This window comes from Snuella lapsa (assembly GCF_039539345.1).
In the GTDB taxonomy this organism is placed as follows: Bacteria; Bacteroidota; Bacteroidia; order Flavobacteriales; family Flavobacteriaceae; genus Snuella; species Snuella lapsa.
Window position 1 is genome coordinate 1 of record NZ_BAABCY010000054.1, and the last position, 11,764, is coordinate 11,764.

An 11,764-nucleotide genomic window follows, 5' to 3' on the forward strand; every position below is an offset into this window, starting at 1 on the left:
TTTCTTTACTTATTCATACCCTTTTGTGACGGATTCCTTTAAAATTATTTTGCAACGTAATGAGGGTTTCATTGGTTTCAATCGTTAGTCGAAGCTATGCACTTTTAATGCAAGACTTTCAGTTTCTAAAATTTTTATAAGCCATAAATTAACGAATAACGGAGTAAAAAGATATTCGTGTATTCGTATTCGTTGTCAAACAGACTTTTATTCTGCATAAAACCTGTGGACTAAAAGCTCATAGGAGTGGTTCATTTCTTAATTCTTAAGAGGTTTTCTTTTTATCATGCCGCCTTTTAAATCTTTAACGATACCCATAATAATAAAGGCTTTTCGGTCAATTTTATCAATTTCAGTTTGCAGTTTGGCTAATTCCAAGCGCGTTACAACAGTGTAAATTATGTCTTTATCGTAGCTTTTTCCTCTTGACCCAAAGCCTCCTTTTCCAGCATATATAGTACAAGCGCGTCCTAATTTTTCAATAATCATTGTTCTTATAAGTTCATGCTGTTCCGAAATAATAGTAACACCTATATATTCTTCAACACCATCCACAACAAAATCTACAGTTTTGGCGGCACTCAGATAGGTTAAAATAGCGTATAGGGCCGTTTCTATAGACAAAATATAAGCACCAAAGGAGAAAATAATAATGTTTGTTATTAATAATACATCTCCAATAGTTAGTGATAACTTTCGACTTAAATAAACAGCTAGGATTTCTGTTCCGTCGATAACACTACCTCCCCGTATGGACATTCCAATACCTAAACCTAAAAAAAAGCCCCCAAAAACAGCTATGAGTAATTTGTCTTCTGTAATTATGGGATAATCGACATAATGAACTACAAAGGCTAAAAGTGAAATCGCAGCTACACTACGCAACGCAAATTTAAGGTTGATGGTCTTTGAGGCAAGAATTAAAAAGGGCAGGTTTACAAAAATCAATAGTAGGCCCAACTCTATAGATGTAACATTTTCCAACAGTAAGGAGATTCCAGTAGCCCCGCCATCAATAAATTGATTGGGTAATAAGAAGCCTTTTAAGCCAAATCCGGCAGCAAAAACTCCAATGATTATGAATATGTATTCTTTAACTGTATGTGTTAGTTCTACATATAGTTTTCTTACCAAAGGCACTATTTCTTTTTTGCTCACAGGTTTTTGGGTCTGTTTGTCTCCAAGCCTTTTTCGAGCAATATCCATTAAGAGTTTTGATAAGAAAGGATTCATTTGTATTGGTTAATTGTTGTACCAGTTTATAAAAAAATATTTTAGTTTGGCTTCGTCAGGGATATGGGTTGTTTCTAAATTTAAGTTCATATCAAACCTTAAGTTTGCAGGAAGCTCACTTTTGGCGATAGAAAACGAAGCATTTAATTCATTAACGGTAATGAGTACAGAGTTAATTAAATTGTCAATTCTCGATATCTTGTATGTATTCGAAAGATCTTTAAAGGTACTTAAAATAGATACATTTTTGTCTGTTTTATATCGAGGGTCTATAATTTGAACATTTTCAATAACCGATAACGAATCTAAAGCTTGCCTTGGGGTTAGGGTTAATAAATGTTTGCCCCCTTTCTCGAAAATTTTGATACTATTTCTGTTTCCGGCAAATTCATCACCACTTGTAAATTTTACAATAGAATCGTTTTTAAAAACGGTTTCAAGATCTTTTACTTGAGTTGAGTCTGTTAATGAGCCAATGTGCTGCTTGCCTATTTGAAAGGGATCTTGAGTTTTATTGCAATTAGTAAGTATTATAGCGGTAATAATAAGAGGAAAAAATAATTTGTTCATGAATATTTATAGTTTATCTGGAGTTAATTTTATTTTTTTAAGACTTTAGTTAATATACCAAAGACACTACGTATAAACGTAGCGCTTGTAAGTACTTTTACTATGGGATTCATACGTGTGCTTTGCCTTCTGGTGCCAGTTCGCTTTTTAGAAGCTGCTTTTTTAAGAGCTTCACGCTCTTGTTTTGCTTTTTCTTTGGCTTCCTCAGCTTGTGCACGCTCAATTTTGTCGTTAAGTAGTTCGTAGGCGCTTTCTCTGTCAATAGTTTTGTTGTATTTGCCAGCGAGCTTAGACTGCTCTATTAAATTACTTAGTTCACTTGCTTTTAAAACATCCATTCTACTCATTGGCGCTCGCATCATAGTGGCAGCTAAAGGTGTGGGGCGCCCTTTTTCATCCAAGGCAGACACCAAAGCTTCGCCAATACCTAAAGACGTTAACACTTCTGTAGTATCGTAGTAATCTGAGTCTGGATAGTTTTGGGCCGTTAGTTTAATAGCTTTTCTGTCTTTGGCGGTAAATGCTCTTAAGGCATGTTGTACTTTTAAGCCCAGTTGACCTAATACTGTTTCGGGAACGTCAGTAGGATTTTGGGTTACAAAATAAAGTCCTACACCTTTACTGCGAATCAATTTTACAATACTTTCTATTTGGTTGAGTAAAGCTTTAGACGCTTCATTAAAAATAAGATGTGCTTCATCAATGAACAAGATCAATTCAGGTCTATCACTGTCACCTTGTTCGGGAAAAGTAGCGTAGATCTCAGCCAATAAGCTCAGCATAAATGTTGAGAATAATTTAGGTCTATCTTGAATATCAGTTAATCTTATAATATTAATATATCCCTTTCCTTCATCATCAATGCGTAATAAATCTTGTACATCAAAAGAGGCTTCGCCAAAGAATAAATCAGCACCCTGCTGTTCTAGTTCTACAATCTTACGTAAAATAGCACCTGTTGACGCTGTCGAAATTCTACCATAGGCTTCAGTAAACTCCTGCTTGCCTTCCTGGGTAGTGTACTGTAATATCTTTTTAAAGTCTTTTAAATCTAGGAGCGGTAATTTATTATCGTCACAATACTGAAAAATAACGGCTACAATACCTGTTTGTGTTTCCGTTAAATCTAAAATACGGGATAGTAAAACTGGCCCAAATTCACTAATGGTGGCTCTAAGTCGCACACCATCTTGTTCAGAAAGCGTTAATACCTCTACAGGAAAACGTTTGGCTTCAAAGGGTAGCCCTATTTTTTCATGGCGTTCATCAATCTTTGGATGACCAGGACTTGGTTGCGCTAAGCCACTTAAATCACCTTTAATATCCATAAGTAGTACAGGAATGCCTTTGTCACTTAAATTTTCGGCTAAAACTTGTAAGGACTTGGTCTTTCCAGTCCCTGTTGCTCCGGCTATTAAGCCATGTCTGTTCATGGTCTTTAAAGGAATTTTTACGTGTGCTCCCGAAATGGTCTCTCCATCCAGCATGGCTGCACCAATAGGAATGTAATCGCCTTTAGTTGTGTTGCCCTTTACAATATGGTTTAAAAAAGTTTCCCTTCTGTTCATAGGTGGTAATTTCGCATAAAAATAACTATTCTCTGTTAAATCATAATAATTAAGACATATAAAACAATAAACTTTTAATTCATACTTTTTTAAAGTATTGTATCTTTGCCAATTAATAAATTAGCCTTAGAAGACGATATCTTACCAAATTTATTATTGGCGAATTATATCTGACCTGATTAAAGAATAAACAGATGGATAAGGAAATACAGTTGTTAGTGGATAAAGGTGAAATGTTACCTTTAATGGAAGAGTTTTATACCATCCAAGGGGAGGGGTACCATAAAGGAACTGCCGCTTATTTTATTCGTATAGGAGGATGTGATGTTGGTTGCCATTGGTGTGATGTTAAGGAGAGTTGGAATGCAGACATACACCCACCAACTGAGACAGTAAAAATTGTAGCCCAAGCCAAAAAGTATAGTGATACGGTTGTAGTGACTGGTGGGGAACCTTTAACGTGGGACATGACTGTGTTAACGAGGCGGTTAAAGGCAGAAGGGATGCAGGTCCATATCGAAACATCTGGAGCTTATAAGCTTACTGGTATTTGGGATTGGGTTTGTTTGTCGCCTAAAAAAATGAAATTGCCAACGCAAGAGGTCTATGAAAGCGCTAATGAGCTCAAAATGATTATTTATAATAAAGATGATTTTCGGTTTGCTGAAGAGCAGGCTTCTAAGGTAAATAAAGATTGTATTTTGTATATGCAACCAGAATGGAGTAAGCGTGATAAGGTGATTCCGGAGATTGTAGATTATGTAATGGCACACCCAAAATGGAAAGTATCTTTACAAACGCATAAATATTTAAATATACCCTAGACATAAAAAAAGTGCCTTAAAAAGGCACTTTTTTTATGGTAACATATTCGAAGACAGGCTTCGGAGTATTTAAATCTCGATTGTCGAGTTAAAATGTAATTATTTTGCAAAGGGAACGGCAACTCTTGTTGTACCCCATCCTAAATGTAAAGCATCATTTGTAAAAGCAATAGAAAAAGCTTCAAGGGATTCGTTAGCGGTTGTGACCGGTGCAGAAACTCTAATAACATCATTTGCTTCTTTATAGGAGTAAGCCCCCCAAACGTTAATATCCTTGCTCAAAATAATAGTCCATTCTTTTTCTCCAGGAATGGTGAAAAGCGAATATTCACCTGCGCTAACAGCTTTGCCTCCAATTTTAACGTCATTGTACAAAGTAATGTTGGCCGCTTCATTAGCGCCGGTACGCCAAACTTTACCATTGGGAGCAAGCGTGCTTAAAGCACGTCCTTTTAGTTGTGGCCTACTGTAAATAACTTTAGCAATTGCAGGAGCATTTCGGGATGTCCTGTATATAGTAGCATCCAAAGGGCTTTTATCGAGCTTGCTGAATTCTTGGGCTCCCGCATTAGTAGTTAATAATAATACTATAGCAAAGGCTATGCTTGAAATAAAATTTGATGTTTTCATAGTTTTTTTGATAGGTTTAATATTAAAGTGAAGTTTAAAAGTAAGCAATTCTTTATTCGAAGTTCTTAATATTATATTAAAAAATATGGAGCTATTTCTTAATAAACTTTCTGGATTCTCTTCCCGTATTGTTATGGAAGTTAATTAAATAAGTTCCAGAGGGCAAATCTTCGACGGGAAAAGCATAATAATGGGGTGTTTTTGGTTGAATGTTATGTTCAATGCTTAATGATTTGATGTATTTGCCGCTTGAGGAGTAGAGCTCAATTACTAAATTGTCGATAGACTCAAAAGTAATGTCAAACTCTAATATAGATGTTACTGGGTTACTTTTAAAGGTGATATTTAATGGAGTTCTATCTTGTTTTTTTATGGTTTCGGCATTCAAGGTTTCACTGGTGAATTTATAAAGTGAAGTGCCGCTAGCATAGGCTAAATTAGGATTGATGATAAAAATTCTGTTTAAGTTACTTCCTGTATTTAGGTTTGTCCATGTTTGTCCGCCATTTAACGTTTCATAAAACCCTGTTGTAAAACCACCCATCCATCCCTGATTTTCAGAAATAAAGCCTACTGCTTGTATGTCTGTTTCTGGAGCATCGTAGCTGTTCCAGTCTTGGCCTCCGTTATTTGTTTTAACAAGTTTCCCAGGGTTTGGGGCAACAGATGTTATGGAGCCAAATATTATGTTTGTATTACTTTCTAGGACTTGCATTTTCCAACAATATTCTCCAGCTACATTCGAATTGTAAATTTCATTCCAACTATTCCCGCCATCTGTAGTTTTTAATATGGTAGCGCCATTATCGCTTCTACCAGAGACATAGCCAACAGATTCTGTTAAGAAATAAATTTCTACTAAAGCATTTGCATACGAGGACATGTCAATATATTGCCAAGTGTTTCCACTGTCTGTTGATTTAATTATGTAAGCTGGGGAAAAATAAGCTCCGCAACCATAAATGGTAGATTCCCCAACGGTATCTAAACCACAAATTGCCAGTGGGTTTGGGGATATGTTTGTTACGTTTTGCCAACTGTTACCTCCGTTCGATGTTTTAAAAAACTTACCATTTAAAGTGCCCAGAAAACCAATGTCTTCATTTAAAAATTCAATATTTCTAAAATAATAATCGCCTTCTAGTTCGCTTTCATTTAGCTGCTCTGCCCATGTTTTACCTCCATCTGTTGTTTTGTATACGGCTGCATAATACCCATTAGCAGCCCAACCTGTATTTTCATCCAGAAAGAAGATGTCGTCAAAACGTTGGTTGTTTATGTTTATGGTAGCGGCATTTAAAGTTTGCCATGTGGGTTGCGAATAGATGTTAAAAAACGCTAAAAAGGAGCTATAAAACAAAAATTTTGATGGATTCATAGATATAAAAAATGCCTTAGACAAAACTAAGGCATTTCTTTAGTCAATATTAAAGAAAAGTTTATTTTTTAATGACTCTTACATTCATTTCTTCTACTTTCTTATCGGAAAGAGGTGAAGGCGAACCGAATAATAAATCTTCACTGGTTCCTGTTTTTGGAAAGGCCATAACCTCTCTAATGGAGGCTTTTTTCTCTAAGATCATCATTAAGCGATCTACGCCCCAGGCTATACCACCGTGCGGTGGAGCGCCATAGTGGAACGCTTTATACATGGTGCCAACACTTTTTAACATTTCTTCTTTGTTGTATCCCATGTTTCTGTAAGTAGCTTCCAGTATTTCTGGTTTGTGTGATCTAATAGAACCGCCACCGATTTCATAACCATTTAAAATTAAATCATATTGCTGTGAAATAATAGTTCCAATTTCCTCTTCTTTACCATTCATGTGTTTCTCTATGTCGTTAATAGCTGGCATGGAGAAAGGGTTGTGGGTAAAGGTCCATCTGCCTTCGTCTGTTTTCTCGAACATAGGGAAGTCTATTATCCATGCAGGACGTAATTCTTTTGGATTAATTAAACGCAAAAAGCGTCCCATTTCCTGACGAACAGCATCTAGGGCCTTATTGGCAGTAGCATAGTCGGACGCCGAGAAAAATACAATATCACCTACCTTGGCATTGGTAGCTTCAATAATTCTGGAAGCAATATCTTCTCCTAAAAATTTAATGATTGGCGACTGTAAATCATTTTCATTAACTATAATGTATGCGAGGCCTCCAAGCCCATTGGCTTGTGCAATGGCTGTTAGGTTTTCAATTTGACCTTTGGACATACGCTTATTGCCTTGTTCTTCGGCCGATACCTTAATACATTTTACTATACCGCCATCTTCAATGGGTTTGCTAAATACCTGAAAGGTCGTGTCTTTTACAATATCTGTTATGTCTTGCATTTGTAAGCCATAGCGTAAATCGGGGCGGTCGCAACCGTACTTATCCATGGCCTCTTTATAGGTAAGGACTTCAAAAGGATGCAGTATCCACTTTTTGCCGTATACCTTTTGGACAATTTCATTAAACATATGTGTATTCAAGTCTATAATGTCTTGCATACTTGCATAGGCCATTTCGATATCCAATTGAGTAAATTCAGGTTGGCGGTCACCACGCGAGTCTTCATCCCTAAAACAACGTGCTATTTGAAAATACTTTTCAAATCCACCAACCATTAGCATTTGCTTGAATTGTTGGGGGGCTTGTGGTAAGGTGTAAAAAGATCCTGATTGTTTACGCGTTGGGACAATAAACTCTCTGGCTCCTTCATCGGTACCAGCAGTTAAGATAGGGGTCTCAATTTCTAAGAAATCTTCACCGTCTAAAATATCGCGCATTAGCTTAGTTACCTTATGGCGGTTTACAATAGCTCTTCGTACGCTATCATTTCTATGGTCTAAAAACTTATATTGAAAACGAACCGTTTCGTTGGAACGCGCTGCTCTTTTTATTTCAAAAGGTAAGGTTTTAGATAGGTTTAAGATTTCTAATGCAGAAGTTTCCAATTCAATAGTACCAGTACGTAACCCTGCGTTATAATCATCCTCTTTACGTTGTACTACAACTCCAGTAACCGATATTACAGTTTCTGGTTTTAGTTTTACCAATGCATCTAAATTAGGGAAGGATTCTCTGCTTAATCGAACTTGAAATATTTCGTTGCTTGAATCCCTTAAATCGATAAATATCAATTCTCCATGATCTCGTACACTCGATACCCAACCAGCCAAAGTTGCCGTGTTGGAGATAGAAACTTCGCTAAGCTCCGTAATTTTATGCGTTCTGTACGTTTCTTTAACGACTAAAGGAATGTCGGGAATTGCTTCTTCTTCAACTTTTGTTGTAAGAGGCTTGTCAGACACAGTTTTTTGTTTTGGGGAACTGGTTTGTGTTTCTGTAATATTGTTGGCCGATAAGGCATCCAAAATACCTTGACGGATAATTTTTCCTGAAGCACCTTTGCCTATAATGGCAATAACTTTTCCAACAAGAATCCCTGCTTTACCTTGATTACCTTCTTTAATGTCGTTAGCAATGGCTTCATTTTCAGAAACAACTTTATTTATGGCTTCAGTGATTTTGTCTTCAGAAATGGTGTTGTCTTCAAAATACTTTTTATAATCAAAAGTTCTATCCTTTAAATAAGAAGTGATAGCGTTCTGAACTAAAACGGCTGTTATTTTTTCGGATTTAAAAAGTTTGAAGATGTCAATTAAGTGGTTAATATCATGAATGTCCCTATATTCGTCTGCACCAATATTGTTAACCAATGTTTTTGCAACAAAAGAAGGATCTTTAAGCTCGTTGTTTATTGTTACAAATGTTTTGGATCGGATAGCATCAGCTGTAAAGAATTTGGCATCTTGGGGTAAAACGCCTCCTTTTATTAAAATAGATTCAACAGCAAATGGCAATGCGCTAATATCAACATCAATGGTCTCAACGACTTCTTTTATGTTTACAAAAGGTAAATCGGGCTCCGAAATAAAACGATAGTCAGCTTCATACTCTTTTTTACGCATGGTTTTGGTTTGCTTTAAGTCAGCATCCCACAACACGGTAGTTTGATCGGGTCTAAATTCTTTATGTTCTATGTAATAGCTTAATTGTTTTTCAACTTCCTCCTTTAAGGCGTCTACCATGAACTTGAAAGAATTCAGGTTTTTTATTTCTGTTCGCGGGTTTAAATTATAGGTGTGCTTTTTTCGTAAGGATACCGACACATCCGATTTAAATTCGCCTTTTTCAAGGTTGGCCTCTGATATTTTTAAGTTTTGAACGATGCGTTGTATATATTGGGCATAAGTTGAAGCATCTTCAATATGGCGAATGCAAGGTGTGGTTACGATTTCAATTAAAGGTACCCCAGCTTTGTTAAAATCAACTAAAGAGACTTTCTTTTCGTGCATTAGTTTAGCAGCATCTTCTTCAATGTGAACCTGTGAAAGGTTTACTGTAAACTGTGAGCCGTCGTTCCTAAAGCAAGAAACTTGGCCATCTGGAATAATAGGGTTGTGAAACTGGGTAATCTGAATATTCTTTGGGTTATCGGGATACTCGTAATGTTTGCGATCCCATGAGATTACATCGTTGTCGAATGTAGATTTAACGGCTTTTCCAAAGTAAATGGCCTTGGTGATGGCTTCTTTGTTAACAGCAGGAAGCACACCCATTTGTCCTGTGCAAACGGCACATATATTTTGGTTTGGTATTTCTATTTCTTGATTTGGGCAAGAACAAAACAATTTGGTATTGGTGTTTAACCGAACGTGCGTTTCCAGTCCAATTACCAATTCTAACTCGTGGGCTTTAAGTGCCGCATTTAATTGTTCCAATTTCATCTGTTCATTATATTTTTTTAAGGGTCAGATGCAATACACAAATGAATGTCCTTGGTTGTTTCAAAAACTTCGTTATTGTGTATTTCATTATATCGTTTCTTTTAATAAGTTAGCAAATTGTAGCACATATGCATCGTTGTTCTTGGCTGCCGTAATTTGTAAGCCAGTGGATGTGCCTTGTGGAATGGTTAGGGTGGGCAATTGCCCTAAGCTAAAACCAACAGTGTAAGCATCAGATAAATACATGGCTAGAGGGTCTTTTAAACTGTCTCCAATTTTCGGAGGTGTGTTTGGTGTTACAGGCGAAATAATAACATCGACCTCTTCAAAATCATTATTGAAGTTTTCTGATATCTGATCTCTTAGAGCAAGCCCTTTTAAATAGATTTCATCTGAAAAACCTTGTGATAATACTTGGTTGCCTCCAACGATACGACGTTTTGTTTCTTCCGAAAAATTTTCAGAACGTGTAACGGCATAGCTCTCTTTTAAGTTTTCAGCTTCAATGCGATTGCCGTAGTTAGTGCCATCCAAGCGTGATAAATTGGAAGCTGTTTCTGCCATGGCTAAAGTGTAGTATGTAGAAACTAGAATGTCCGATTTAAAGAAATCTAATGCCTTTACTGTAAAGCCCTTTGCTTTTATTTTTTCTATGCTAGCTAAGAAGTCATTTTTAATTTGGGTATCAATAGCATCATTTTCTATGAAGTTCTTAAAATACCCAACAGTTTTTATAGATCCTTTATCAGCTATTGTGTTTTCACTAATGATTTCAGATTCAATAGACGTTTGGTCTTTAGGGTCCTTGCCGCTCATAACATTAAGAACAATGCGAATGTCTTCAATAGACTTAGCTAAAGGCCCTACACAGTCTGTAGATGATGCGTAAGCCATTAAACCATATCGGGAAACGCGTCCGTAGGTTGGTTTTAAACCATATATTTTGTTATAGCCAGCAGGTTGTCGAATGGAGCCCCCTGTATCGCCTCCAATAGAAAAAATAGTGTAGTCTTTGGCAACATTTACCGCAGAACCACCACTGGAACCACCACCAACTAATTCGGGATTGATTGCATTTTTAACAGCTCCAAATATGGTGTTTTCACTAGATGATCCATGCCCAAAACTATCGCAATTTTCTTTAACTATTGGAATGGCTCCTGCATCCAATAATTTTTGTATGGCGGTAGCCGTATATGCAGATTTGTAATGCTTTAATAAGTTAGAACTTGCAGTCGTGTAAGTACCTTGTAGCATATATACATCTTTAATGCCAAAAGGAATGCCCTCCAGTAATCCAATAGTTTCTCCATTGGCAATTTTAGTGTCGACTTTGGCAGCCAGTTCAAGTGCCAATGATTCCAATAGGCTATTAGCCGTATTGTGCGTGTTATTTTTAAGTAAGTTTAATTTTTTCTGTATCAAATCTGTACAGGAAACTTCCTTACTTATTAATTGCTGGTGTATTTTTTTTATTTGGGAGTCCATAACTTATTCTTCTATAACTTTAGAAACTACTAAATATCCATTTTTCTCTTTAGGAAAGTTTTCTATTATAATTTGTTTTTCCTTGGCAGAACTTTCAATCACGATATCGTCTCTCAAATCGTTTACAGACAGGGCATTGTTATTAACATTATTAAGAGAATCATTATTTTCGGTATGGGCATTCTTTATTACGTTAAATAATTTGTTTACTGCCTCCGAGGGTTGTGCTCCTTTAATGCTCGACAATATGTCGACGGTCATAATTTTACTCATGTCTTTCAATTTAAGGTTTAAAAAAAGCCTTCCGAATTCGGAAGGCTTCACATATTTTTTAACAATAACCTTCCAATCCTAAAAAATAGGATTATTGAAATTATTATTATTATTATTATTATTATTATTATTTGTCATTGTTCTAATTGAAGGTCAAATATATATAGAATTAACTTACTAAGCACGTTTTTTTTGTATATCCTGTCGTGTATTGTCAAATTAATAAAAAAAGCAAAGTTAATTTGTTAGTTCTATAATGAATTTGTTGATATCATTTATTAAGATTAATTAATCTGGGGGGATTAACTGTTGTTGATTGTGAAAGTACTTTTTGAAGTCATCTTGACTTTTTAAGTTTATAAAATTTCTTTAGTCCAATTACAATGAAAGCTAGGAAGTTAAA

The 11,764-nt window shown here is 35.9% G+C and carries 9 protein-coding genes; 1 reads left to right on the plus strand and 8 read right to left on the minus strand.

Going from position 1 to position 11,764, the window contains the following annotated elements:
• Positions 1 to 258: 258 nt before the first annotated feature.
• From ABD792_RS10025 to ABD792_RS10035, 3 genes are read right to left on the minus strand one after another with little or no spacing between them, the layout of a single operon-like run.
• Entirely contained in the window at positions 259 to 1,233 is a 975-nt protein-coding gene (locus ABD792_RS10025; protein ID WP_345005834.1) for a YitT family protein, read from the minus strand.
• A gap of 9 nt (positions 1,234 to 1,242) precedes the next feature.
• Positions 1,243 to 1,803: a hypothetical protein gene (locus ABD792_RS10030; RefSeq protein ID WP_345005836.1), complete on the minus strand. Its 561-nt coding sequence runs from the start codon at positions 1,801 to 1,803 to the stop codon at positions 1,243 to 1,245.
• 29 nt (positions 1,804 to 1,832) lie between these two features.
• Positions 1,833 to 3,371, minus strand: coding sequence for a helicase HerA-like domain-containing protein (locus ABD792_RS10035; protein ID WP_345005838.1), 1,539 nt, complete (start codon positions 3,369 to 3,371; stop codon positions 1,833 to 1,835).
• A gap of 194 nt (positions 3,372 to 3,565) precedes the next feature.
• Between ABD792_RS10035 and ABD792_RS10040 the strand changes: the two genes are divergently transcribed.
• Positions 3,566 to 4,195 carry a 7-carboxy-7-deazaguanine synthase QueE gene (locus ABD792_RS10040; protein WP_345005839.1) on the plus strand — a complete coding sequence of 210 codons (630 nt, stop codon included), beginning with the start codon at positions 3,566 to 3,568 and terminating at the stop codon, positions 4,193 to 4,195.
• Between the two features lie 99 nt (positions 4,196 to 4,294).
• Here ABD792_RS10040 and ABD792_RS10045 read toward each other — a convergent pair whose 3' ends face one another.
• The 5 genes from ABD792_RS10045 to ABD792_RS10065 form a co-directional block, all read right to left on the minus strand.
• Positions 4,295 to 4,825 (minus strand): DUF2911 domain-containing protein, encoded by a 531-nt coding sequence (locus ABD792_RS10045; protein WP_345005840.1) that lies wholly within the window; start codon positions 4,823 to 4,825, stop codon positions 4,295 to 4,297.
• Positions 4,826 to 4,916: 91 nt separating this feature from the next.
• Positions 4,917 to 6,203 (minus strand): YCF48-related protein, encoded by a 1,287-nt coding sequence (locus tag ABD792_RS10050; RefSeq protein ID WP_345005841.1) that lies wholly within the window; start codon positions 6,201 to 6,203, stop codon positions 4,917 to 4,919.
• 61 nt (positions 6,204 to 6,264) lie between these two features.
• On the minus strand, positions 6,265 to 9,600 hold the full coding sequence (gene gatB/aspS, locus ABD792_RS10055; RefSeq protein ID WP_345005842.1) for a bifunctional amidotransferase subunit GatB/aspartate--tRNA ligase AspS: 3,336 nt from the start codon (positions 9,598 to 9,600) through the stop codon (positions 6,265 to 6,267).
• Between the two features lie 87 nt (positions 9,601 to 9,687).
• Positions 9,688 to 11,088, minus strand: a complete 1,401-nt coding sequence (locus tag ABD792_RS10060) for an amidase family protein (protein ID WP_345005843.1) — start codon at positions 11,086 to 11,088, stop codon at positions 9,688 to 9,690.
• A 3-nt stretch (positions 11,089 to 11,091) separates the two neighbouring features.
• Positions 11,092 to 11,361 carry an Asp-tRNA(Asn)/Glu-tRNA(Gln) amidotransferase subunit GatC gene (locus ABD792_RS10065; protein ID WP_345005844.1) on the minus strand — a complete coding sequence of 90 codons (270 nt, stop codon included), beginning with the start codon at positions 11,359 to 11,361 and terminating at the stop codon, positions 11,092 to 11,094.
• Positions 11,362 to 11,764 lie beyond the last annotated feature (403 nt).

What these genes read in the sequence shown, in the direction of transcription:
- ABD792_RS10050 (WP_345005841.1), bottom strand. Translation starts at nt 6,203, where the DNA reads ATGAATCCATCAAAATTTTTGTTTTATAGCTCCTTTTTAGCGTTTTTT.
- ABD792_RS10030 (WP_345005836.1), bottom strand. Translation starts at nt 1,803, where the DNA reads ATGAACAAATTATTTTTTCCTCTTATTATTACCGCTATAATACTTACT.
- ABD792_RS10065 (WP_345005844.1), bottom strand. Translation starts at nt 11,361, where the DNA reads ATGAGTAAAATTATGACCGTCGACATATTGTCGAGCATTAAAGGAGCA.
- ABD792_RS10045 (WP_345005840.1), bottom strand. Translation starts at nt 4,825, where the DNA reads ATGAAAACATCAAATTTTATTTCAAGCATAGCCTTTGCTATAGTATTA.
- ABD792_RS10025 (WP_345005834.1), bottom strand. Translation starts at nt 1,233, where the DNA reads ATGAATCCTTTCTTATCAAAACTCTTAATGGATATTGCTCGAAAAAGG.
- ABD792_RS10035 (WP_345005838.1), bottom strand. Translation starts at nt 3,371, where the DNA reads ATGAACAGAAGGGAAACTTTTTTAAACCATATTGTAAAGGGCAACACA.
- gatB/aspS (WP_345005842.1), bottom strand. Translation starts at nt 9,600, where the DNA reads ATGAAATTGGAACAATTAAATGCGGCACTTAAAGCCCACGAGTTAGAA.
- ABD792_RS10060 (WP_345005843.1), bottom strand. Translation starts at nt 11,088, where the DNA reads ATGGACTCCCAAATAAAAAAAATACACCAGCAATTAATAAGTAAGGAA.
- ABD792_RS10040 (WP_345005839.1), top strand. Translation starts at nt 3,566, where the DNA reads ATGGATAAGGAAATACAGTTGTTAGTGGATAAAGGTGAAATGTTACCT.